This window comes from Xanthobacter dioxanivorans (genome assembly GCF_016807805.1).
Taxonomy (GTDB): Bacteria; Pseudomonadota; Alphaproteobacteria; order Rhizobiales; family Xanthobacteraceae; genus Xanthobacter; species Xanthobacter dioxanivorans.
Map to the genome: position 1 here is coordinate 2,556,891 of NZ_CP063362.1, position 21,780 is coordinate 2,578,670.

A 21,780-nucleotide genomic window follows, 5' to 3' on the forward strand; every position below is an offset into this window, starting at 1 on the left:
CGAAGGCGATTGATGGGCGCGAGCGGAAATTCTCCGGCCAGCGAAAGAGCGTCCCCATTTCGTAAGGACGTCTCTCTCGATCGGTTGGCGGATCGGTTCAACGTCGCGCAGTTCGTTAGCTTCGCTCCCTCGCCGAAAGGCCCGGTTCAGCAATTCTCGCGACTCGCCGACGCGTCTCCGAATTCCCGCTTCGCCAGCCCTGCGGATGCTGTGCGCGCACTCTTCCAGAAGAGCGCAGAAGGCTCGGTGAACGTTCGCAGCTTTGACGAGGAACGCCCCCAGAGTCGTGAGTTCATCTATGGGCTTCAAACGACCGACGACGTCCTATCGGCATTGGCGCGTTTGTCCGCCGAAGGTCTCTTCATGATCGCCAACGAGACAATTGACGTCTCGGACGGTGGCGTCTCCGGAGTCGCCATGGGCGAAATCGTGGAGTTCGGGCCGGATACGACCCCGCGTGGCGTTGAGAAGAGCGGCTTCGCTACGTTGCCGCGCGATTGGGCAGAGACGGTATTCTCGACAGTCTATGGAGCCAGTCCCGACTTCGATTTCGCGACTAGGAGCCGGATCGAATTCAGCCTTCACCCTAAGGCGCGCGGGTACAGGCAGACACCGGTCTTGTACTGGGAGTTGGGCGAGGCCGAAGCGTTTCCGGCTCGGCTGGCCGATGCCCGCTGGCCGAACGATTTCTCCCGGATGATCGGCGACAAAGCCTACGGATTGCTCGTGGCCCATGCCGCCGGTATGCCCGTCCCTCGAACTACGGTGATTGGGCGCCGCGTGGCCCCATTTACGTTCGGTGAACCCACGGGATCGAACGAAATCTGGCTGCGGACGTGCCCGACGGAGCAGCAGCCCGGGAAGTTCAGCACCTTCCGCGGGTGGAAGGATCCGTTCCTCTTAATGTCGCAGGAGGATTCCGAGCACAAGGCGGTTGCGTCCGTCCTCTCCCAGTCGGGGATCCCGGCCGCTTGGTCCGGCGCAGCCATTGAGGTCGCCGACGGATCGGTGGTGATCGAAGGCGTGAAGGGAACGGGCGACAAGCTCATGCTCGGCGCAGCGCAGCCCGCGGATTTGCCACCCCATGTAAAGGCCGCCGTCTTGGCACTCCACAGGCTTCTTCGGAATCGCGTTGGCGACGTGCGTTTCGAATGGGTCTTCGACGGGCACAAGGCGTGGCTCGTCCAGTTGCACCGTGGCGGGACCAGATCCTCGGCCTCGGTTGTCGTTCCCGGCGACGCTAGTCATTGGGTGACCTTCCGGACAGCGGACGGTCTTGAGGTCCTACGGAAGCTCGTCAACGATTTACCCACGGGGGCTGGCATCGTCATCGACGGCCCCGTCGGTTTGACAAGCCACATCGCCGACTTGGTACGCAAGGCAGGGATCCCGACGCGTTTCGGTACGGGATAATTCAACGAATTCAGAAGACGGGCCTTGCTGCCACGGCAGCTTGAGGAAACAACTCCCGCCTCGGCGACTCGGAACATTTACCTGGAGGGACCCACTATGGCATTCGCTGCCGTTATAGAAGCCAGAGAAAACGCCAAGAGCCGTCTCGGCACGCTTCGGGAGGCGATGCGTATCCGTCGCGAGCGCGAGAAGCAGGCGAGTGACCAGGCTGACGCTACCGCGGACGGGACCGCCGTTCCGAAGGCGCAGGTGAGGGCCAAGGCCAAGGTCGCCGGAGGTCGGTGAGCCCCATGTACCGCGATGTGGATTTTCGGCGCGAAGTGGATGGGCCGGACGGCCAGGAAAAGGACTGGCGGGACGAGTTCTCCCGCGATTATGGTCGGGTGATCCACAGCGCGAGTTTCCGACGCCTCCAGGGAAAAACGCAGGTTTTTCCCAGCCGGGAATCGGATTTCTTTCGTAACCGCCTTACGCATTCGCTTGAAGTCGCGCAGATCGCACAGGGCATTGCCGAGCGGTTGAATCATGACCACGCGAAAGACCTCGGAGGAAAGGGAGTCGACGGTCGACTTTGCGCTACTGCGGGCCTGATCCACGACATCGGCCATCCGCCGTTCGGCCACAACGGCGAGAAGGCCCTCGACAAGGCTATGCTCCGATACGGCGGGTTCGAGGGCAACGCACAGACGTTGCGCATCGTCACCCGCCTAGAGAAGAAGAAGCGGTACCTCAAACCGGTCGGTGGGGACAACCGCGCTGGATACAATCTCTGTCACCGGACGATTGCGTCGGCGCTCAAATATGACCGCGAGATCCCTGCCACGCGAACAGACAAGGACGATCTCGTCAAAGGTTATTACGCGTCCGAGAAGATCATTGTTCGAAGGGTAAAACACTCCATACTCGATGGGTATCGGCTGCACCCGGACGAGTTGTTTAAGACGATCGAGTGTTCGATCATGGATCTAGCCGATGACATCGCCTATTCGGTCTATGATTTGGAGGATTGCTTGAAGGTCGGCATCCTGTCGCCGGCCGAGATTCTAGCATCCGAAGACAAGCTCCTGACCATTGTAGCCAAGGCAGTTTCAAAGCAATTGGGATACAACGTCCCAGTTAGCGATGTACTCGACGTCTTCCTCGATATATTCTCCGAATTTGTAAAGGACGACAACGGCGCCGAGGCGATCAAGGACGAGAGCGAGAGGGACCGCCTGCTCCGCTCGTTCACCGAAATCTATGTTTCGTCCAAGAAATTGGGCGAGGACGGGTACAGCAGGACAAAGCTGTCGTCGGAACTCGTCCATAACTTCATAACCGGCGTCGAACTCACTGTGCATAAGGAGTGCCCAGCCCTGAGTTCCGTCAAACTGCCGACGAAGTTGGCTCTCCGGAAGGAGGTGCTCAAGCAGTACACTTTTGCCGCCGCCATCTATTCTCCGCGCGTCAAGCTGGGAGAATATCGCGGGTCGGATTTGGTAGCCGACATCTTCGATGCGCTGATGAGCGAGAAGGGCGACCTTCTGATGCCGCCCGATGTAAGAGAAATCGTGAACGCAACTGGTAACAAGAAGATAAAGGCTCGAACTGTATGCGATTTTGTCGCCGGCATGACAGATCGTTATGCCATGGAGTTCTGGGCCCGTCTTAACTCTGATGCCGCAGAGAGCATGTTTAAGCCCATTTAAGTGCCTTCCGAACAGTCATGTTAGTCATCGCCTGGATTGACAAAGACAAGCGTCCCTGCATGAACTGGTGGAGGCTCTCAATGACCTGCCAAGCCGAGGCGCGCGGTCGTCCGTGGCGTTAGCGTCCATCTAGGAAGAATTCGGCGCGACGCCGGTCTTCCAGGCTCACGACGGTGTGGATGAAGGCTGGACTGGCCGCGATCGAGCGGTCGACCAGCTCAGCCAAGCCCTTGACGACGTGGGCTTGTCGCTGCGACAGCGCTTTACGGATCCGCCGGAGATCGGACAGTTCGGTCCGATTGACGAAAGTGAAGAGCCGACCGATCAGCCCGACCACCACATCGGAAACCTGGACACCTGGTTCGTGGTGCGAGACGGCGAAGCGATGATTCGTGAACGGCCTCCCTGCGGACACGAAGGGCAGCTGCGCCAGGCGCTTTTCGATCTCGGGCTCGACGTCGAGAACATGAGCGGCGTTTTTCAGTAGGCATAGCCGCTGGATGAAGAAATGAGCGTAGTGGTCGATAAGGACGTTGGGCACCTCGTCCTCTAGGAAGGGGAGGCGATCGAGCCGCTCGCCGAGCTGCAGAGTCCCCTTGAGCATTTGATAGTTGAACTCGGGCATGAGGTGCTCGGCCTTTTCCAGCCGGGCCCGAAGTTCAGCCACGAACGGCCTGCGGCGATCCCTGCCGACATTGGGATAGTCGTACCGGCGATAGAGATCGATCAGGCCGGCTTCGTCGCGCCGTAGAATTCTGTAAAGGTCATCCTTCAGGTTAGCTGCGAACGCGGCTAAGGGTGCTTTATCGCCCTCGGCGATGATCGAGTCGACGATGTCGACCACTGACCAGTAGAGGGGATCCAAGGCAGTGTAGTGTATGAATAGCTCCTGCGCTGATAGCCAGTCGATGAAGGTCGCGATTCTGTGCTCTTCGAGCACTTTCAGGAAGTCGCCCTCGCCAACGTGCTTAAATTTCATTTCAGGTGTCGCCGGCTGCATGCGGATGGTTTTGCGCAGATCGGTCAGGTCGATCGGACGCGGAGGGCCAGGATGGCCAATGCCGCCCAGGACGAAGGTCTTCAGATTCTGCACATTGAGGCCGTCAGGCCGCACGTGGAGACGTCGGTCGTTGCCGGTTTCGTCGTAGTAGAGAGTGTAAACCTCATCCACGCCAGTCAGGCCGTGTAGCGCGATGTCCGCGCGGCGCAGGTCGTCAACGTCGATCATTTCTTGCTCCCAAACCATACCGACGTCCGTGATCGCCACTCATGGAGCCTTCCGCTCAACCCATCTGTCCACAATGCTGAACGGAACGCCCTAGGGCGAAGCGCCAGGGTCGGCTGCATCGAGCGAAGGGCTCGCCTTTTTGCCGATGCTTGACGTTGCCTTCAGGCGGAGGGCCTCCATACAGGCTGCCGCCAGGGCCTCGGCGACCTGGCGGCCACAGATTCGTCACGTCCAGGCAGGCAATCAGCTAGCCACGATGTGGCCTTGGAGACTTCACCTCAGCCAAGCTTCTGCGGGAAGGGAATGACAACACCGGCCTCTGAGGGCGCCTCACGTGAACGGGAGTGGCCATTTTTCAACTGCACCAACTCGCCAGCCTTCTCCTTGAACCATCCAGACGGCAATGCAGTCAGCCGCTCGATATCGGTTGGCGACATCGTGAACTCGACCGCCAACAGGTCTGCTTTGGTACGCCCTCCCGCATTCACAAGCAGATTGAGGGCCTCCCTCAGAGTCCGTGGCTGCGTGAGGGGCCACTCTCTGTCCAGAGGCTCTTCCTTCGTCCAACCGCGCGCAGAATGCAGCTTATAGAGATCCGTCACATAGTCTCGAGGTATAATTTGAAGGTCTGCGAGTCGACGAATCTGCGCCTTGATGGATACACGCCAACGCTCCTTCAGGTTTAGAAGGTTGGCCAGCGAGGGGCGTCGCACTTCCAACGGGTATGATGTCGAAGGCATCAAGAAGGCGCTTGCGAGCCGAAACGCCTGAGCCTCGATGTCCTTCAGGCTGTCATTGAACTCATCTTCACTGACGTTTTGATGCAATACTGCATGCGCCAGTTCATGTGCTCCATCCATCTGACGCCGAGGAAATGACATCTTGTCAGTGGCGAGCAAAATATGTGGGCGCCCGTCGACAGGGGACCAGCTGCAAAGTCCGTCGAGCCGAGCCGTGCCCATTTCAATCGTGCCGACAATGACACCGACTCGCTCAAGCAGGGAGATGATATCTCCGCACGGACCTTCGCCGAGTTTCCAGTGGCGGCGCAGCTCAAGCGCAATCTGCTCGATATCCTCCGTGCGCAGCTGTCTCCAGGAGGCTCCAGCGAGTACATCAGGTATATCGACGTGCGGAAAATCCACATAGTGCTGCAAGATAGAGCTGACCTCCTGGAGCCAGCTCATCTGCGACCTCTGAAATTTGAGGTCGGGCACGTACGTGCTCGAAAGTGCACGATGAAACATCGGCCGATCGGACACGCAAATGGGGCGCAGGAAAAACTCTCGCCGGACGCCAAAGGCTACAGCGATTTCTGCCAGAGCGTTGGCATCGGGCGCAATCTCACCCTTCTGCCAACGGCTCACCGTGCTCGCAGCGACGTTTAGCCGTTCAGCGAGATCCTTCTGGGTCTTAATACGGCGTGCGGCCCGGGCTTCTTCAAGCCGGGCCGGCACAAATCCGGGTGTCCCTACGCGCATGTCCGTCTCGTCCCCCCGTCCCCGAATCTGAGGGCAGGCTACCTCGTTCCCGTATCCTTCTTTTCGTCATCCTCCGGAAGCTCCGGAGGGACATAAGGTGCCACGCCCTTCTTGAGGATTACCCCTGAAGTCGGGGGCTCCGGCGGTGGAGCTGGGGGAGCCGGCTTGTCGTCCTGACCGCTCATGAACCTGCCGAGAGGCTCATAGAGAACGAAGCTCTGATAGCGAGCATCAATAATGCCGATCGCCATCTCATCGATGAAGCCCGCTCTATCTCGGTCGCGCGCGACCAGCAGCAGGACGAAAATGTCGCCGTCCTTCGGCGCACCAGTATCGAAAAGCCCAGGTTGCAAGTGATAGTTCACACGCACGCCCGCAAGGCGAGACTTGTTCTTCGGGGGAAGCGCATTCGGCTCCGGAATCGCGGCAAGACCGAATATGAAGCCCTGACTGCCAGTCACAAATCTGAAGAACGGCTGAAACACCTTAAGGTCGGTATCTGGAACGATCCCGCCGTCCAGGAGCTGACCACCATATTCTTGGCAAATCTCCTCAAAACGCTCTTCCATCATGCGGAAGCGCAGTTGCCCTTCTGCCCCCCGTGCGCGGCGCCGATCCTTCAAGCCTGAATGATCGCGGACGACCCCATGGGCCTTCATCGCTTCGGCCCGAAGGGCGTCTTCAAGGCTCAGAAGGAAATCCTTCGTCAGGGTGAGGCGAAGTAGGCGAAGCGTTGTCGATTCGATCATCCGAACCAGTCCATGCATTTGCGTCTTGACCGAATTAGGCCCCAAGAAATTGCGCAATGCAAGTGCGCTGTGCCTGCGTATGTGGAAATTTCGAGCGAGGACAACATGCGCGATGCTGGCAACGCGACGCTGCTTTGTGAACCCAAAAGCGGCTCGCAATTTTCTTCGGGAGAATGGCAGCCCACATTGCCCGGCAAGGGCATCAAAGCAGGGCGCCCGCTTTTGCCTGTCTTTGCACGCCGCGCCGCGATGCCTGTGTTCTGTTGTTGAATCTCCCCCAATTCCCCCTTCTTTAATCATCCCCGTCCGGGAAGCCCCTGCATCGCTCCCGGCCAAGTCGGGGATGAAATGGCGGCTTCAGCTTACAGTTCGGAGAGCCTGACGCGCGGCGCGCGCATGCTGCGCACCGCTCTCGGGCCCGTAATCTCCCGCCTTCTCGAAGACCCTTCCGTCGTCGAGATCATGCTCAACCCCGATGGGCACCTCTGGGTCGACCGACTGTCCGAGGGGCTCGCCGCCACAGGCGAGCGGCTAAGTGCCGGCGATGGTGAGCGTATCATCCGCCTCGTCGCACACCACATCGGCATCGAGGTCCACGCCGGAGCGCCTCGGATCTCTGCCGAACTGCCCGGAACGGGAGAGCGGTTCGAGGGCCTGCTCCCACCTGTCGTCGCCGCACCAACCTTCGCCATCCGCAAGCCCGCCGTCGCCGTGTTCACCCTCGACGACTATGTCGCCGCCGGCATCATGTCGGCAGGGCAGGCCGAAGTCCTCCGTCACTGTGTTGCCTCCTGCGCCAACATCCTGGTGGCCGGCGGCACCTCCACCGGCAAGACCACCCTCACCAATGCCCTCCTGGCCGAAGTGGCCAAGACTTCCGAGCGGGTCATCCTGATCGAGGACACCCGCGAGCTCCAGTGCGCCGCGCCCAATCTCGTGGCCATGCGCACCAAGGACGGAGTCGCCTCGCTCTCCGACCTCGTGCGCTCCTCGCTCCGCCTGCGACCTGATCGGATCCCCATCGGCGAGGTGCGTGGGGCCGAGGCCCTGGATCTCCTGAAGGCGTGGGGCACGGGCCATCCCGGTGGCATCGGCACCATCCATGCCGGCAGCGCCATGGGCGCCCTGCGACGGCTGGAGCAGCTCATTCAGGAAGCCGTCGTCACCGTCCCGCGTGCCCTGATCGCAGAGACCATCAACCTCATCGCTGTGTTGTCCGGCCGCGGTGCCGCGCGCCGGCTCACCGAGCTCGCCCGCGTCGAAGGCCTCGGCCCCGACGGCGATTACCGGCTCTCTCCCGCCTTCCCTCCGACCGACGAAGGAACCTGCCTGTGATGCCGATCCGCACTTCCATTGATCGCCGCCTGCTGCGAGCTGGTGCTTCTGCACTCGCCTTCGCCTGCGCGGTGTCCGCCGCCCATGCCTCCGGCTCCTCGATGCCTTGGGAGACCCCTTTGCAGTCCATCCTGGAGTCCATCCAGGGGCCCGTCGCCAAGATCATCGCGGTGATCATCATCATCTCGACCGGCCTGGCTCTCGCCTTTGGCGACACCTCCGGCGGGTTCCGCCGGCTGATCCAAATCGTGTTCGGCCTCTCCATCGCCTTCGCCGCTTCCAGCTTCTTCCTCTCTTTCTTCTCCTTCAGCGGCGGAGCGCTGGTCTGATGGCCGGGGACACCGGCGACGTGCCGGGCTTCTGCGTCCCGGCGCATCGGGCGCTCAGCGAGCCGATCCTGCTCGGCGGGGCGCCGCGGGCCCTCGCCATCTTCAACGGCACGCTCGCCGGTGCCGTCGGACTGGGCTTGAGGCTCTGGCTCGTGGGCCTCGCGCTCTGGGCGATTGGCCACCTCGCCGCCGTCTGGGCCGCCAAGCGGGATCCGCTCTTCGTCGACGTGGTGCGCCGGCATCTGCGCATCCCCTCCCACCTGTCGGTCTGAGGGGGCGATCATGATGAACCTCGCCGAGTATCGCCGACGTGGGAGCCGGCTCGTGGACTATTTGCCGTGGGCGGCCCTGGTCGGCCCTGGCATCGTCCTCAACAAGGACGGCAGCTTCCAGCGCACAGCGCGCTTCCGGGGGCCGGACCTCGACTCGGCCGTGCCAGCCGAGCTAGTGGCCGTGGCAGGTCGCCTCAACAGCGCCTTCCGCCGCCTCGGCTCCGGCTGGGCGCTGTTCGTGGAAGCCCAACGGGAGGAGGCGGGCGCTTATCCCGAGAGCCTCTTCCCCGATCCCGCCTCCGCATTGGTGGATGCCGAGCGGAAGGCGGGGTTCGCCGAAGCCGGCAGCCACTTCGAGTCGAGCTACTTCCTCACCTTCATCTGGCTCCCACCGGCGGAGGATGCCGCACGGGTGGAGAGCTGGCTCTATGAGGGGCGAGGGCGCGAGGGTGTCGATCCACGCGAAGCACTGAGTGGCTTCGTCGATCGGACAGACCGCGTGCTCCGGCTGGTCGAAGCCTTCATGCCAGATTGCCACTGGCTTGATGACGCCGAGACCCTGACCTATCTGCACGGCTGCGTCTCGACCCGGCGCCAGCGGGTCCGTGTCCCCGAGACGCCCATGTACCTCGATGCGCTCCTCGCCGACCAGCCACTCACCGGCGGGCTGGAGCCCATGTTGGGCGCGGAGCACTTGCGTGTCCTCACCATCGTGGGTTTTCCCACGGCGACGACGCCGGGGATCCTCGACGACCTCAACCGACTGGCCTTTCCCTATCGCTGGTCGACCCGCGCCATCCTCCTCGACAAGACTGACGCGACCCGACTTCTCACGAAGATCCGTCGGCAATGGTTCGCCAAACGCAAGTCCATCGCCGCCATCCTCAAGGAGGTGATGACCAACGAGGCTTCGGTGCTGGTGGATTCCGATGCCGCTAACAAGGCGGAGGACGCCGACCTGGCCTTGCAGGAGCTCGGCGCCGACCATGCCGGCATCGTCTATGTCACCGCCACGGTAACCGTCTGGGATGCTGATCCCCGTTTCGCCGACGAGAAGCTCCGGCTGGTGGAGAAGGTGATCCAGGGCCGGGACTTCACGGCCATGGTCGAGACCATCAACGCCGTGGATGCCTGGCTCGGCAGCCTGCCGGGGCACGTCTATGCCAATGTCCGCCAGCCGCCGGTCTCCACCATGAACCTCGCGCATATGATCCCGCTCTCGGCGGTGTGGGCCGGAGACGAACAGGACGCGCATTTCAACGCCCCGCCGCTGTTCTACGGGAAGACGGAGGGGTCGACCCCGTTCCGCTTCTCGCTCCACGTGGGGGATGTGGGCCACACCCTGGTGGTGGGACCGACCGGCGCGGGCAAGTCCGTGCTGCTGGCGCTCATGGCTCTGCAGTTCCGGCGCTATGCCGGATCTCAGGTGTTCGCCTTCGACTTCGGCGGCAGCATCCGGGCCGCCGCCCTCGCCATGGGTGGCGACTGGCACGATCTGGGCGGAAGCCTTGCCGAGGAGAGCATCGCGCTCCAGCCGCTCGCCCGCGTGGATGAACTCTCCGAGCGCAGCTGGGCGGCGGACTGGATCGTGGCGATCCTCACGCGCGAGGGTGTCCCCATCACTCCGGAGGTGAAGGAGCATATCTGGTCGGCGCTGTCCTCGCTGGCTTCCGCGCCGGTCGAGGAACGCACCCTGACGGGCCTTGCCGTCCTCCTCCAATCAAATGCGCTGAAGCAGGCCTTGCGACCCTATTGCATCAGCGGTGCCCATGGCCGGCTGCTCGATGCCGAAGCCGAGCATCTGGGGCAGGCCTCCGTCCAGGCCTTTGAGACCGAGGGACTGATTGGCACGAGTGCGGCCCCGGCGGTCCTCTCCTATCTCTTCCACCGCATCGAGGACCGGCTCGACGGATCGCCAACCCTTCTCATCATCGACGAGGGATGGCTGGCCCTCGATGACCCGGGCTTCGCCGGACAGCTCAGGGAATGGCTCAAGACCCTGCGCAAGAAGAACGCCAGCGTGGTGTTCGCCACCCAATCCCTCTCGGACATCGACGGCTCGGCCATCGCTCCTGCCATCATCGAGAGCTGCCAGACCCGCCTGTTGCTGCCCAACGAGCGGGCGGTCGAGCCCCAGATCACCGCCATCTATCGCCGCTTCGGCCTCAATGACCGGCAGATCGAGATCCTCGCCCGAGCGACGCCGAAGCGGGACTATTGCTGCCAATCCCGGCGCGGCAACCGCCTGTTCGAGCTCGGCCTGTCGCAGGTGGCGCTCGCTTTGTGCGCCGCCGCGTCCAAGACCGATCAGGCTGCGCTCTCGCAGGTTTTTGCAGAGCACGGGCGCGATGGCTTCTTCGCGGCCTGGCTACGCCATCGCGGCCTCGGCTGGGCCGCCGACCTCATCCCTAAACTCGACAATCTGGAGACACGCTCATGATCCGCCGCTCTTTGCGTGTGGCGCTCCTCGCCGCGCCGTTCCTCGTCTGTCCGCTGGCGCCTGCCGCCGCGCAATATGTGGTCTACGACCCCTCGAACTATGCGCAGAACCTCCTTCAGGCAGCACGCGCCCTGCAGCAGGTCACCAACCAGATCACCTCGCTGCAGAACGAAGCGCAGATGCTGATCAACCAGGCCCGCAATCTCGCGAGCCTGCCATATTCCTCTCTCAGCGCGCTCCAGCAGTCGACCCAGCGGACCCAGCAACTGCTCGGGCAGGCCCAGAAGATCGCCTATGACGTCACTGCCATCGATCGCGCCTTCCAGGGCCAATATGGCTCGGTCTCCCTGAGCACCTCGGACGCCGCTCTTGTCACCCAGGCGAAGAGCCGCTGGGAGACCACGCTGGCCGGCCTCCAGGATGCGCTGCGGGTGCAGGCGGGTGTCGTCGGCAACCTCGATACCGGGCGCTCGCAGGCCTCGACGCTGGTCGGGCAGAGCCAGGCGGCGAGCGGCGCACTGCAGGCCATGCAGGCGGGCAACCAGCTCCAGGCGCTCCAGGCCCAGCAGCTCTCCGACCTCACTGCGGTGGTGGCCGCCAATGGACGGGCGCAGGCCCTGTCCGAGGCCGAACGGGCGACGGCGGTCTCGGAGGGGCAGGAGCGCTACCGGCGCTTCTCCACCCGGACGAGCTACCAGCCCGCCACCGTCACCATGTTCCGCGGGAACTGAGGGGCGGCCATGGATCAGGGCACCGCGCTCAGAACCCTCGTCGTCGCCGGCCTTGTGGGCGCGGTGATCGCAGCCCTTGCCGTCTCCTCAGGCCGGGAAACGGAGTCGGTCACTGTGATCAGCGTGAAGGCAGGAAACGTCTCCTCGGCCGACCTGAAGAGCTGCGCCACGCTTGAGCAGGCCGATCCCATCGATCCGCGCTGCGCCGCGCTCTGGGAGGCGAACCGCCGCCGCTTCTTCGGCAAGCTCGTGGACGGAGCAACGCCATGAATGACATGGGCGTCATCGATACCTTCCTCAACACCTTCACCAGCTACATCGATTCCGGTTTCGGCCTGATCAAGGGGGAGGTGACGGGTCTCTCCTCCATCCTGATCGCCCTCGACATCACCCTCGCTGGCCTGTTCTGGGCCTGGGGCGCCGACGAGGATGTGATGCGCCGGCTGGTGAGGAAGACGCTGGCCATCGGCTTCTTCGCCTGGATCATCGGCAACTTCAACGCGCTCGCGAAGATCGTGTTCGAGAGCTTCGCCGGGCTCGGCCTCAAGGCAGGCGGGTCGACCATCAGCACTGCGGAGTTCCTGCGGCCGGGGCGACTGGCGGAAGTGGGGCTCACCGCCGGCCAGCCGCTGCTGGATGCCGCGAGCCAGCTCACCGGACCCGTAGCGCTCTTCGTCAATGCCGTGCAGATCACCGTGCTGCTGGTCTCCTGGCTCCTGATCCTGATCGCCTTCTTCATTCTGGCGGTGCAACTGTTCGTCACCCTCATCGAGTTCAAGCTAACGACGCTCGCCGGCTTCGTCCTCATCCCCTTCGCCTTCTTCGGCAAGACCGCGTTCCTCGCCGAGAAGGTGCTCGGCAACATCGTGGCCTCCGGCGTGAAGGTGATGGTGCTGGCCGTCATCGTCGGCATCGGCTCGGGGCTGTTCTCTCAATTCACCACCTCCTATGGCGATGCCCAGCCGACCATCAGCCAGGCCCTGTCCGCCGTGCTGGCAGCGCTGGCGCTCCTCGGTCTCGGCATCTTCGGACCCGGGATCGCCACGGGACTGATCACGGGTGCGCCGCAGCTCGGTGCAGGCGCTGCCGTCGGGACCGGCCTCGCCGCAGGAGGTGCGGCGCTTGCGGGAGCCGGCGCAGCGGGCATGGCAATGCGGGGGGCTGGTGCTGCCCTGTCGGGAACAGCCGCGGCGGCACGAGCCGGAGCCAGCCTCGCCGGAGGTGCTGCATCCGCTTACGGCGCCGGCGCCGCCGGCCAGTCTGGGTTGTCCGGCGTCGCAGGAGGTCTGGGCGGCGTTGCGCGCGCCGGAGCCACTGACGCAACCTCTCCCTTGCGCGGTTCAGCCGCCGCGCGGCAGTCCTCCGGAGCCGCTGCCACCTCGTCGAGCGCTCCGGCCTCTTCCAATGATGTTCCTGATTGGGCGAGGCGCATGCGCCGCTCTCAGCAGGTAACCCACGGCATCCAGACCGCGATCCATGCGGTGCGGTCTGGCGACAGCCATGGCGGCGGCTCCACCATCTCCCTCTCCGAAAGTGATCGCTCATGACGCCCTTCAAGCGACCCGCCGTCCATTACGGCCGCTCCCCCGAACCCGAGACGCCCTATCAGCGCGCGGCCCAGGTCTGGGACGACCGCATCGGCTCCGCCCGCGTCCAGGCCAAGAACTGGCGTCTCATGGCCTTCGGCTGCCTCACTTTGTCCGCCGGCCTCTCCGGGGCCGTGGCATGGCAGGCCCTGAGCGGCTCGGTGGTGCCGTGGGTCGTTGAGGTGGACAAGCTCGGGCAGGCGCAGGCGGTGGCACCCGCCACCTCGGACTATCGCCCCTCCGATCCCCAGATCGCCTTCCACCTCGCCCGCTTCATCGAGGAGGTGCGCAGCATCTCCGCCGATCCCGTCATTGTCCGGCAGAACTGGCTTAGGGCCTATGCCTATACGACGCAGGCCGGAGCAGTCGCCCTCAACGACTATGCCCGGGCTAACGATCCCTTCGCCCGGGTCGGCAAGCAACAGGTCGCGGTGGAGGTCTCGAGCGTGATCCGCGCCTCGCCGGACTCCTTCCGCATTGCCTGGACCGAGCGCTGCTACCAGGACGGCAGCCTCGCCGACACTGTCCGCTGGAGCGCCATCCTCACCGTCGTGGTGCAGGCGCCGCGGGACGCCGAGCGCCTCCGGGCCAATCCGCTTGGGATCTACGTCAACGCCATCAACTGGTCGAAGGAACTCGCACAATGACGACGGCCATCCGCAATTCCGGGAGGCCGGCTTTCCGGGGCCTCTCCTTTCTGGCTTTCCGTAAGTCCGGCTTGCCGCTTCTCCTCATTTGCACTTCCGCGCTCGCCGGCTGTGCCACCTTCGAGAAGCCGCCGGAGATCGAATATGACGATGCGCCGCCCGCCGTCTTCAAGGCCGAGCCGCCGGGGCCGGTGCGCATCGTCGAGCTGCCGAAGCCTTTGCCGCTGCCGGGCCAGCTGAAGCCGGTGGGAAAGGATGGCAAGGCGGAGCCCGAAGCCGCTGACCCTGCCTCCCGGGTCAATCAGGCCAATGCCGCCGCCCGGGTCCAGCCGGTGCGCAATGGCTTCATCAACTCCATGCAGGTCTATCCCTTCGTGGAGGGCGCCCTCTATCAGGTCTATGCCGCGCCCGGACAGGTCACCGACATCGCCCTGCAGCCCGGCGAGCAACTGGTGGGCTCAGGGCCTGTAGCTGCCGGCGACACCGTGCGCTGGATCATCGGTGATACGGAGAGCGGAGCAGGGGGCGGGAAGCAGGTCCACATCCTAGTCAAGCCCACGCGATCGGACCTCGTCACCAACCTCGTCATCAACACCAATCTGCGCACCTATCACATGGAGCTGCGGTCCACCGAGAAGACCTACATGGCCTCGGTCTCCTGGCAGTATCCCCAGGACCAGCTTATCGCCCTGAGGCGCCAGAATGCCGAGGCGGCAGTCATGCAACCCGTCGCCGCCGGCATCGACCTGACCAAAGTGAACTTCCGCTACGAGGTCACCGGTGACCGGGCGCCGTGGCGACCGCTACGGGCGTTCGACGATGGCCAGCAGGTGTTCATCGAGTTTCCCCGCGGGATCGCCCAGGGCGAGATGCCGCCGCTGTTCGTGGTCGGCCCCCAGGGCGACACCTCCGAGCTCGTGAACTATCGCGTGCGTGGCAGCTACATGATCGTCGACCGCCTCTTCGCCGCAGCCGAGCTGCGCTTTGGCGCCGACAAGGACCAGAAGCGCGTGCGCATCTCCCGTACCGATGGGAGGCCGGTCCTATGAGCGGCATCGAACCCGGGAAAGAGAAAGGGCCGGGACCGGCCAGTGATGCCGGCACCCGGCCGCTGACGGGGGAGGCTGTGGCGGCCATGCGGCTTCGGCCGGAGCCGCCACGGGTGACTCGGCTTTCCCGAAAAGTGCTGGCCGGGCTGGGGCTGGTTGCCGGGCTCGGGATCGGCGGTGCCTTGATCTACGCCCTTCAGGCGCGCAGGGACCGTGGGCCGGGACAGGAACTCTACGCCACCGATATCAAGGCGACGCCGGACGGGCTCGCCGGCCTGCCGAAGGATTACACCGGCATCCCCAAGCTCGGACCGCCGCTGCCAGGGGACCTCGGCCGGCCGATCCTCAATGCACAGACGACGGCCCAGCCGCCGATCCCCACGATGGGAGGCATCCCCAATTCCGCTCTGAGCCCTGAGGAGCAGCGCCAGCAGCAGGAGACCGAGGCCGCGCGGACCGGACGTCTGTTCGCCCAGACCAACACGCGGCCGGCGAGCCCTGTCGTGGGGCAACAGGTCAGCGTAGGGGTGGCAACAACGGCGGCAGCTGTCCCCGATCTAGCATCCCTCGGTCTCGTGTCGCAGGCGGCAACACCCACGGCCCAGGAACGGCAGGTGGCCTTTCTCAACCAGGCGGTAGACCGACGCACCGTGTCGCAGGACCGTGTTACGGCTCCCGCCACGGTCCACATCCTGCAGGCGGGCGCCGTCATTCCCGCAGCGCTGATCACCGGCATCCGCTCCGACCTACCGGGTCAGATCACCGCCCAGGTCACCGAGAATGTCCATGACAGCCCGACCGGCCGGATCCTCCTAATTCCCCAGGGCACGCGCATCATAGGTCAGTATGACAATGGTGTCGGTTTCGGACAGCGCCGGCTGCTCCTGGTCTGGAACCGGCTGATCTTCCCCAATGGCCGCTCCATCGTGCTGGAGCGCCAGCTTGGTGCCGACGCCCAAGGCTATGCCGGCCTTGAGGACGGCGTCGACTATCACTGGGGCGAGTTGTTCAAGGCCGCCGTGCTCTCCACCATCCTGAGCGCCGGCGCGAATGCGGGCTCGTCTGGCAACGACAGCGACCTCGCCAGCGCCCTGCGCGAGGGCGCCTCCGACAGCATCAGCCAGACGGGACGCCAGATCGTCCAGCGCCAGCTCAACATTGCGCCGACGCTGACCATCCGGGCGGGGTACCCGGTGCGGGTCATCGTTACGCGCGATCTCGTTCTCGAACCTTTTGGAGGCTGATATGCCGAAGCTGAAGCTCACCGAGATCCTCGACGACAAGCCGGTGAAGGTGACGGTGGAGTTGCCGGCGAAGCTCCACCGCGATCTTGTCGCTTATGCGCAGGTGCTCGGTGGAGAAGCAGGAAGCTCCATACCGGATCCCGCCCGGCTCATCGCCCGATGCTCGAACGCTTCATGGCGGCGGATCGAGGATTTGCGAAGTCGCGGCGGACCAAGGAGGGGCAGGAGAAGCACATCGCTACGGGCGCGAGTTTTCCGAGCGGCTCAGAATCCGAGCGAGGCTGAGCAGAGTCCGGGCAGCTGGATTATCGTTCTTTGGAGACGTGATGGCAAAGAAGGGTAGGATCTCTCCGGCGATCGGCCGGTAAATCACCCCCGGGATTGAAATGGCCGTCTCCGACGCAAGCATGGGCGCGACGCCGCGACGCGAGGCCACGAGACCCAAGAGACTATATCGTCCGATGTTCTGAACCCGAAACCGAGGCTGGCGTCCAATCTGGCTTAGCCGAAGGCTAAGGTAGTCTCGGACCTCATCGCCCGGCCCGCCGGGACGTACCAGAAACTCCTCAAGCGCGAGATCGCTCCAGCTCAATTCACTCTTAGCGCCCAGGGGATGCTCATCCCAGACAGCCGCGAACACCTGCTCCCGCCAAAGCTCGTGAGCATCGTACGGATGTTGTTTCCGGTTCCCAATCGTGAAGGCAATATCCATCTGAAGTTTATTGAGTAAAAACATATGACATTCTGCCGATCCTTCAATAAAATCAACCTCGACGCTCGGATACCTATCATCATAAAGTCCAAACAGCCGGGAGACAAAGCCGGAGGCGATAGACGAGAACAGCCCTACTCTCAGGTGGCCTGTCTCTGAGCGGCCGATAGCGCTCACCTCCCTTAGGCCTTCATCCAGCTGGCCCAATGCCAATCGCGCTCGTGTCAGGAACCGCTGCCCAGCCAAGGTTAGGGCAATGCCACCCGCGTGACGAATAAACAAGGACGCACCGATTTGATCTTCCAGGTCTCGGATGCGCCGGCTGACTGCTGATTCCTGAACATGAAGACCATTCGCAGCCTTGCGAAAGCTGCCGAATTCTGCGGCGGCGACGAAGGTTCGTAGATGCCGTATTTCTGACTGCAATTTAGATTTTGGCTTCACTGGTATAAATCACCTTTATGAGGTTATAAGATATTTTATAGCGTCAGAAGAGTGGATTTATTATATTTATTTTTGTGATAATTTTATATATGAAATAATTATTTCAATACTAAAAAATTATGCTATATGATCTGAAAGTGCCGTGCATCAGCTCTGTTATCAACATCCGAAAGGAAGTTTCAGATGGACAGGCATAGAAGTCGTACTTAGAGGACTCCGCCAGGTCATCTCCTTCAAAATTAGGTGCCCCTCAGATTGCCCGACGATAGCGTCGTGCCCGGTTATCTGTGGCGTGATGGCGTTATGGACGGCCCCTCCAGCTACAGGGCCTGATTTAGCGTGATTAATTCGAACGCATTCACTGAGTTGCAACCCGCGAGCCATCTAGTTGCCCCCAGTATCTTCATCCTCAAAAAGCCCTTCTTGCTCACCTTCGCATTACGCCTCACTCAGATGTGGCACGGGAAATGATCGCGCGGGCGCGGATACGCACCGGTTCGTCCACCATGGCCCCGTCCACCGCCACGGCGCTGTTACCGCTCGCGAGCACGCGCCGCGCCCAGGCGATCTCCACCGCGCCCGGCGTGAAGCCTTCGCGGATCGGGGCGATCTGGAACGGGTGGATGGCGAGCTTCCCGCCGAAGCCGAGGGCGCAGGCGTGGCGCGCGTCGTCGACGATGGCAACGGCATTGTCGATGGCGGTGGTGACACCATCTATGGGTGCGGCAAGGCCGGCGAGGCGGGCGGCAAGCACCACCTCGCAGCGGGCGTGCAGCAACGCCTCGCGGCTGTGGGCGCAGCCAAGGTCGGCGCTGAGATCGATGGAGCCGAAGGCAAGGCGTGCGACAGCCGGATGGGCGGAGAGGGCGCGGGCGTTGGCGAGACCGAGGGCGGTCTCCAGCAGCGCCACCACCGGAACGTCCGGCGGCAGGGCGGATGCAACGGTGTCCAGCACCGAGAGGCTTTCGGTCTTCGGCAGCATGATGGCGGCGGGCCGCAACGCCGCCACTGCGGCAACGTCCGCCCCGTGCCACGGTGTACCGGCGCCGTTGATGCGCACCAGCACTGGCAGCGCCGTGAAGCCGGTGGCGAGGGCGGCGCGGGCGGCATTCTTCGCCGGCGCCGCCACCGCATCTTCCAGGTCGAGGATGATGGCGTCGGCACCGGCCGCCGCCGCCTTGGCGAAGCGGTCGGACCGGTCGCCCGGCACGAACAGGGGGATGAGGAAGTCGAGCGCGCCGGTCCTCACCACTGCGCCTCCGCGCTCAGGGCCACCGGGCCTCTGGCGCAAGCCGTCCACAGCTTCAGGGTGGCACCGTCTGCCTCCGCATTGAGGAAGAAGGGTGCGTTGTCGAATAGTGGCGAGAGGCCGCGGAAGGTGAAGCGGCGGGGCGGCACGCCGTGGATCTCGGCCGCGAAGCGCAGCGGCAGCGTCGCCTGCAGGGGGCCGTGCACCACCAGACCGGGATAGCTCTCCACCTGCGTCGCATACGGATGGTCGTAGTGGATGCGGTGGCCGTTGAAGGTGAGGGCGGAATAGCGGAACAGGAGGGGCGGGACGGCGAGGACTTCGCGCCGGTGCCATCCTTCGGCCGCCGGCTCCGGCGCCTTGGAGGGCGCGCCTCCGGCATCGAGGTTGCGATAGACGATGTCCTGCCGCTCGCTGAGGATGGGGCGGCCGGCCACGTCGATCTCGTGCTGTACGGTCACGAAGCACAAGGTGCCGGAGCGCCCCGCCTTCACGCTCACGTCGGCGATGCGCGAGGTGCGGCGCATGGCGTCGCCGATCCTCAGAATGTTGTGGAAGGCGAGGCTGCCGCCCGCCCACATGCGGCGCGGCAGGGCCACGGGCGGCAGGAAGCCGCCGCGCGCGGGATGCCCGTCCGGTCCCAGCGTCCGGGTGAGGGCCCCCGGCAGCGCCAGGCACCAATGCAGCAGAGCCGGAGCCGGATCGCCGGGGCACGGCGCGCCCGGCGCCTCGTCGAAGGTGGCGCGGAAGCGGCCGGCAAGCTCGGCGGCCACATGGTCGGTGGCGATCTCCTCGCGGCCAATCCATCCGCGCAGGTGGTCCATGTGGAGCGTCTCGATGTCGTTCGTCACGGTGTCTCCCGGTCCGGCGCGAGGGTGGCAAGGGGTGCGTGCGCGCCGATCGCCGGCACCGCTCCATAGCTGCGCACCGCCCCCATGAAGACCGCCGCCGGGGCGGGCAGGCTCACTGGCCCGGCGGCGGTCACCACAGTGATGCGGCGCAGGTGCGGATGCCGCGACAGTGCCCCCATGTCGTTTACTGAGGCGAAGGCCACGTCCGCCTCCAGAAGAAGGCCCACCGCCGCCGGCGCATCGAGTCGAGCGAAGGCGTCGCCGACAAGGGCGTCGGTGGCTGCGCGGTTTTCCACGCGCGCCACATTGCTGGCGAACCGGGGATCGCGGGCGCGCGCCGCATCCTTCAGGAAAACGGCGGCGAACTGCGCCCATTCCCGGTTGTTCTGGATGGAGATGAGGATGTCCTTGCCGTCGCCGGTGCGGAACACCCCATAGGGGGCAATGGAGGGATGGGCGAGGCCTACCCGGGCCGGCGGCATACCGCCCTCGTGCTGCAGCAGCGGCACGGTGAGCCATTCGGCCATCACGTCGAACATGGAGACGCGGATGTCTGCGCCCGCGCCGCTCACCGATCGCCCCACGAGGGCCTCCAGGATGGCGGCATAGGCGGTGGCGCCGGTGGCGATGTCCACCACCGAGATGCCCACCCGCGAGGGCTCCTTCGGACCGCCGGTGATGGAGGCGAGGCCCGCCTCGGCCTGCACCAGCAGATCATAGGCCTTGCGGTCCGCCAGCGGCCCCTCGTCGCCATAGCCGCTGATGGAGCAGACGATCAGCCGGGGATGGGCGGCGCGCAGTGCTGGTCGGCCGAAGCCGAGGCGCTCCAGAGCGCCGGGCTTCAGGTTCTGCACCAGCACGTCGGCCGTGGCGATGAGGGCGCGCAGCGCCTCCCGGCCGTCTGCGGTTGCCAGGTCGAGGGCGAGGGAATCCTTGCCCCGGTTGAGCCAGACAAAATAGCTCGACTGGCCCTTGGCCACATGGTCGTATCCGCGGGCGAAGTCTCCCTCCGGCCGCTCGATCTTGATTACCCGCGCACCGGCATCGGCGAGGCGGGCGGTACAGAAGGGCGCGGCCACCGCCTGCTCGATGGCCACCACCAGTAGGCCGTCGAGCGGCAGGCAGGCGGTCATCAGAACGACCTCGGCAGGCCGAGCACATGCTCGGCCATATGGCTCAAGATGAGGTTGGTGGAGATGGGCGCCACCTGGTAGAGGCGCGTCTCGCGGAACTTGCGCTCCACGTCGTACTCGCAGGCGAAGCCGAAGCCGCCGTGGAACTGAAGGCAGGCGTTGGCGGCCTCCCAGGAGGCCTTGGCGGCGAGGTATTTCGCCATGTTGGCCTGGGCGCCGCAGGGCTCGTGCGCGTCGTAGAGCCGGCAGGCCTCGAACCGCATGAGGTTGGCCGCCTCCACCTCGATGAAGGCCTCGGCGATGGGGAACTGCACCCCCTGGTTCTGGCCGATGGGCCGGCCGAACACCGTCCGCTCCTTGGCATAGGCCGACACCTTGTCGATGAACCAGTAGCCGTCGCCGATGCACTCGGCCGCGATCAGGGTACGCTCGGCGTTCAGACCCGTCAGGATGTATTTGAAGCCCTGGCCCTCCTCGCCGATGAGGTTATCGGCCGGGATCTCCAGATCGTCGAAGAACAGCTCGTTGGTCTCGTGATTCACCATGTTGAGAATCGGCCGCACCGCCATGCCGCCGGTCATCGCCTCCTTGATATCCACGATGAAGATGGACAGGCCGTCAGACTTTTTCTTCACCTGGTCCAGCGGCGTGGTGCGGGCGAGCAGGATCATGAGGTCGGAGTGCTGGACGCGCGAGATCCAGACCTTCTGGCCGTTGATGACGTAGCGGTCACCCTTCTTCACGGCGGTGGTCTTGATCTTGGTGGTGTCGGTGCCGGTGGTGGGCTCGGTGACGCCCATGGACTGGAGGCGCAGCTCGCCCGATGCGATCTTCGGCAGGTAGTGCCGGCGCTGCTCCAGCGAGCCGTGCCGCACCAACGTATTCATATTGTACATCTGGCCGTGGCAGGCCCCCGAATTTCCGCCGGCCCGGTTGATTTCCTCCATGATCACCGACGCCTCGGTGAGCCCCAGGCCAGAGCCGCCATAGTCTTCCGGGATCAGCGCCGCCATCCAGCCTGCCCTGGTGAGGGCATCCACGAACGCCTCCGGATAGCCGCGGACCTCGTCCACCTTGCGATGGTATTCGGCGGGGAAATCCGCGCACAGGGCACGCACGGCGTCACGTATTTCTTGGTGTTGGTTGCTGCCAATTGTCTGCATGGGTGATTTCTCAACCTTGATGGCTTGAATGAGACG

General features: G+C 64.1%; 22 protein-coding genes and 1 pseudogene. 15 read left to right on the plus strand and 8 right to left on the minus strand.

Annotated features, from left to right (window positions below):
• Positions 1-12: 12 nt before the first annotated feature.
• From EZH22_RS12060 to dgt, 3 genes are all read left to right on the plus strand, one after another.
• Positions 13-1,413, plus strand: coding sequence for a hypothetical protein (locus EZH22_RS12060; protein ID WP_203195845.1), 1,401 nt, complete (start codon positions 13-15; stop codon positions 1,411-1,413).
• A 96-nt stretch (positions 1,414-1,509) separates the two neighbouring features.
• Entirely contained in the window at positions 1,510-1,698 is a 189-nt protein-coding gene (locus EZH22_RS12065; RefSeq protein ID WP_203195846.1) for a hypothetical protein, read from the plus strand.
• Between the two features lie 5 nt (positions 1,699-1,703).
• Complete coding sequence (gene dgt, locus EZH22_RS12070) at positions 1,704-3,101, plus strand: dGTP triphosphohydrolase (RefSeq protein ID WP_203195847.1); 1,398 nt, start codon at positions 1,704-1,706, stop codon at positions 3,099-3,101.
• 118 nt (positions 3,102-3,219) lie between these two features.
• On the opposite strand, the gene EZH22_RS12075 is transcribed toward dgt, so the two are convergent.
• From EZH22_RS12075 to EZH22_RS12085, 3 genes are all read right to left on the minus strand, one after another.
• Complete coding sequence (locus EZH22_RS12075) at positions 3,220-4,329, minus strand: DUF3800 domain-containing protein (protein ID WP_203195848.1); 1,110 nt, start codon at positions 4,327-4,329, stop codon at positions 3,220-3,222.
• A 278-nt stretch (positions 4,330-4,607) separates the two neighbouring features.
• Positions 4,608-5,810, minus strand: coding sequence for a helix-turn-helix domain-containing protein (locus EZH22_RS12080; RefSeq protein WP_203195849.1), 1,203 nt, complete (start codon positions 5,808-5,810; stop codon positions 4,608-4,610).
• A 38-nt stretch (positions 5,811-5,848) separates the two neighbouring features.
• A complete protein-coding gene (locus EZH22_RS12085) occupies positions 5,849-6,559 on the minus strand; it encodes a hypothetical protein (protein WP_203195850.1) in 711 nt (236 codons plus the stop codon).
• A gap of 105 nt (positions 6,560-6,664) precedes the next feature.
• Between EZH22_RS12085 and EZH22_RS12090 the strand changes: the two genes are divergently transcribed.
• The 12 genes and pseudogenes from EZH22_RS12090 to EZH22_RS12145 all read left to right on the plus strand — a co-directional run bounded on the left by EZH22_RS12090 (position 6,665) and on the right by EZH22_RS12145 (position 16,477).
• Complete coding sequence (locus tag EZH22_RS12090) at positions 6,665-6,829, plus strand: hypothetical protein (protein WP_203195851.1); 165 nt, start codon at positions 6,665-6,667, stop codon at positions 6,827-6,829.
• A gap of 78 nt (positions 6,830-6,907) precedes the next feature.
• Positions 6,908-7,894: a P-type conjugative transfer ATPase TrbB gene (gene trbB, locus EZH22_RS12095; protein ID WP_203195852.1), complete on the plus strand. Its 987-nt coding sequence runs from the start codon at positions 6,908-6,910 to the stop codon at positions 7,892-7,894.
• Positions 7,894-8,223, plus strand: coding sequence for a TrbC/VirB2 family protein (locus tag EZH22_RS12100; protein ID WP_203195853.1), 330 nt, complete (start codon positions 7,894-7,896; stop codon positions 8,221-8,223). Before trbB ends, EZH22_RS12100 begins: the two co-directional genes overlap by 1 nt.
• Positions 8,223-8,495, plus strand: a complete 273-nt coding sequence (locus tag EZH22_RS12105; protein ID WP_203195854.1) for a VirB3 family type IV secretion system protein — start codon at positions 8,223-8,225, stop codon at positions 8,493-8,495. The genes EZH22_RS12100 and EZH22_RS12105 overlap by 1 nt, the downstream gene beginning before the upstream one ends.
• Positions 8,496-8,505: 10 nt before the next feature.
• Positions 8,506-10,935: a conjugal transfer protein TrbE gene (gene trbE, locus EZH22_RS12110; RefSeq protein ID WP_203195855.1), complete on the plus strand. Its 2,430-nt coding sequence runs from the start codon at positions 8,506-8,508 to the stop codon at positions 10,933-10,935.
• A complete protein-coding gene (gene trbJ / locus EZH22_RS12115; protein ID WP_203195856.1) occupies positions 10,932-11,666 on the plus strand; it encodes a P-type conjugative transfer protein TrbJ in 735 nt (244 codons plus the stop codon). Before trbE ends, trbJ begins: the two co-directional genes overlap by 4 nt.
• A 9-nt stretch (positions 11,667-11,675) precedes the next feature.
• A complete protein-coding gene (gene trbK-alt, locus EZH22_RS12120) occupies positions 11,676-11,936 on the plus strand; it encodes a putative entry exclusion protein TrbK-alt (protein WP_203195857.1) in 261 nt (86 codons plus the stop codon).
• The gene (gene trbL / locus EZH22_RS12125) at positions 11,933-13,213 is read left to right on the plus strand and encodes a P-type conjugative transfer protein TrbL (RefSeq protein ID WP_203195858.1); all 1,281 of its coding nucleotides are present in this window, start codon (positions 11,933-11,935) and stop codon (positions 13,211-13,213) included. Before trbK-alt ends, trbL begins: the two co-directional genes overlap by 4 nt.
• Positions 13,210-13,899 carry a conjugal transfer protein TrbF gene (trbF, locus tag EZH22_RS12130; RefSeq protein ID WP_203195859.1) on the plus strand — a complete coding sequence of 230 codons (690 nt, stop codon included), beginning with the start codon at positions 13,210-13,212 and terminating at the stop codon, positions 13,897-13,899. Before trbL ends, trbF begins: the two co-directional genes overlap by 4 nt.
• Entirely contained in the window at positions 13,896-14,948 is a 1,053-nt protein-coding gene (trbG, locus tag EZH22_RS12135) for a P-type conjugative transfer protein TrbG (protein ID WP_203195860.1), read from the plus strand. The genes trbF and trbG overlap by 4 nt, the downstream gene beginning before the upstream one ends.
• Positions 14,945-16,192: a TrbI/VirB10 family protein gene (locus EZH22_RS12140; RefSeq protein ID WP_203195861.1), complete on the plus strand. Its 1,248-nt coding sequence runs from the start codon at positions 14,945-14,947 to the stop codon at positions 16,190-16,192. Before trbG ends, EZH22_RS12140 begins: the two co-directional genes overlap by 4 nt.
• 1 nt (position 16,193) lies before the next feature.
• Positions 16,194-16,477, plus strand: a pseudogene (locus tag EZH22_RS12145) (DUF2274 domain-containing protein).
• Here EZH22_RS12145 and EZH22_RS12150 read toward each other — a convergent pair.
• From EZH22_RS12150 to EZH22_RS12165, 5 genes are all read right to left on the minus strand, one after another.
• A complete protein-coding gene (locus EZH22_RS12150) occupies positions 16,431-17,348 on the minus strand; it encodes a LysR family transcriptional regulator (protein WP_231711440.1) in 918 nt (305 codons plus the stop codon). The pseudogene EZH22_RS12145 and the gene EZH22_RS12150 overlap by 47 nt on opposite strands.
• A gap of 445 nt (positions 17,349-17,793) precedes the next feature.
• Positions 17,794-18,597, minus strand: a complete 804-nt coding sequence (locus EZH22_RS12155) for an HpcH/HpaI aldolase/citrate lyase family protein (protein ID WP_408647730.1) — start codon at positions 18,595-18,597, stop codon at positions 17,794-17,796.
• A complete protein-coding gene (locus tag EZH22_RS31755) occupies positions 18,594-19,421 on the minus strand; it encodes an FAS1-like dehydratase domain-containing protein (protein WP_231711524.1) in 828 nt (275 codons plus the stop codon). Before EZH22_RS31755 ends, EZH22_RS12155 begins: the two co-directional genes overlap by 4 nt.
• A gap of 23 nt (positions 19,422-19,444) precedes the next feature.
• Positions 19,445-20,581, minus strand: a complete 1,137-nt coding sequence (locus EZH22_RS12160; RefSeq protein WP_203195863.1) for a CaiB/BaiF CoA transferase family protein — start codon at positions 20,579-20,581, stop codon at positions 19,445-19,447.
• Complete coding sequence (locus EZH22_RS12165) at positions 20,581-21,744, minus strand: acyl-CoA dehydrogenase family protein (RefSeq protein WP_203195864.1); 1,164 nt, start codon at positions 21,742-21,744, stop codon at positions 20,581-20,583. The genes EZH22_RS12160 and EZH22_RS12165 overlap by 1 nt, the downstream gene beginning before the upstream one ends.
• Positions 21,745-21,780 lie beyond the last annotated feature (36 nt).

Coding starts and splice junctions, on each gene's coding strand:
- EZH22_RS12060 (WP_203195845.1), top strand. CDS start 13: ATGGGCGCGAGCGGAAATTCTCCGGCCAGCGAAAGAGCGTCCCCATTT.
- EZH22_RS12065 (WP_203195846.1), top strand. CDS start 1,510: ATGGCATTCGCTGCCGTTATAGAAGCCAGAGAAAACGCCAAGAGCCGT.
- dgt (WP_203195847.1), top strand. CDS start 1,704: ATGTACCGCGATGTGGATTTTCGGCGCGAAGTGGATGGGCCGGACGGC.
- EZH22_RS12075 (WP_203195848.1), bottom strand. CDS start 4,329: ATGATCGACGTTGACGACCTGCGCCGCGCGGACATCGCGCTACACGGC.
- EZH22_RS12080 (WP_203195849.1), bottom strand. CDS start 5,810: ATGCGCGTAGGGACACCCGGATTTGTGCCGGCCCGGCTTGAAGAAGCC.
- EZH22_RS12085 (WP_203195850.1), bottom strand. CDS start 6,559: ATGATCGAATCGACAACGCTTCGCCTACTTCGCCTCACCCTGACGAAG.
- EZH22_RS12090 (WP_203195851.1), top strand. CDS start 6,665: ATGCGCGATGCTGGCAACGCGACGCTGCTTTGTGAACCCAAAAGCGGC.
- trbB (WP_203195852.1), top strand. CDS start 6,908: ATGGCGGCTTCAGCTTACAGTTCGGAGAGCCTGACGCGCGGCGCGCGC.
- EZH22_RS12100 (WP_203195853.1), top strand. CDS start 7,894: ATGCCGATCCGCACTTCCATTGATCGCCGCCTGCTGCGAGCTGGTGCT.
- EZH22_RS12105 (WP_203195854.1), top strand. CDS start 8,223: ATGGCCGGGGACACCGGCGACGTGCCGGGCTTCTGCGTCCCGGCGCAT.
- trbE (WP_203195855.1), top strand. CDS start 8,506: ATGATGAACCTCGCCGAGTATCGCCGACGTGGGAGCCGGCTCGTGGAC.
- trbJ (WP_203195856.1), top strand. CDS start 10,932: ATGATCCGCCGCTCTTTGCGTGTGGCGCTCCTCGCCGCGCCGTTCCTC.
- trbK-alt (WP_203195857.1), top strand. CDS start 11,676: ATGGATCAGGGCACCGCGCTCAGAACCCTCGTCGTCGCCGGCCTTGTG.
- trbL (WP_203195858.1), top strand. CDS start 11,933: ATGAATGACATGGGCGTCATCGATACCTTCCTCAACACCTTCACCAGC.
- trbF (WP_203195859.1), top strand. CDS start 13,210: ATGACGCCCTTCAAGCGACCCGCCGTCCATTACGGCCGCTCCCCCGAA.
- trbG (WP_203195860.1), top strand. CDS start 13,896: ATGACGACGGCCATCCGCAATTCCGGGAGGCCGGCTTTCCGGGGCCTC.
- EZH22_RS12140 (WP_203195861.1), top strand. CDS start 14,945: ATGAGCGGCATCGAACCCGGGAAAGAGAAAGGGCCGGGACCGGCCAGT.
- EZH22_RS31755 (WP_231711524.1), bottom strand. CDS start 19,421: ATGGACCACCTGCGCGGATGGATTGGCCGCGAGGAGATCGCCACCGAC.
- EZH22_RS12160 (WP_203195863.1), bottom strand. CDS start 20,581: ATGACCGCCTGCCTGCCGCTCGACGGCCTACTGGTGGTGGCCATCGAG.
- EZH22_RS12165 (WP_203195864.1), bottom strand. CDS start 21,744: ATGCAGACAATTGGCAGCAACCAACACCAAGAAATACGTGACGCCGTG.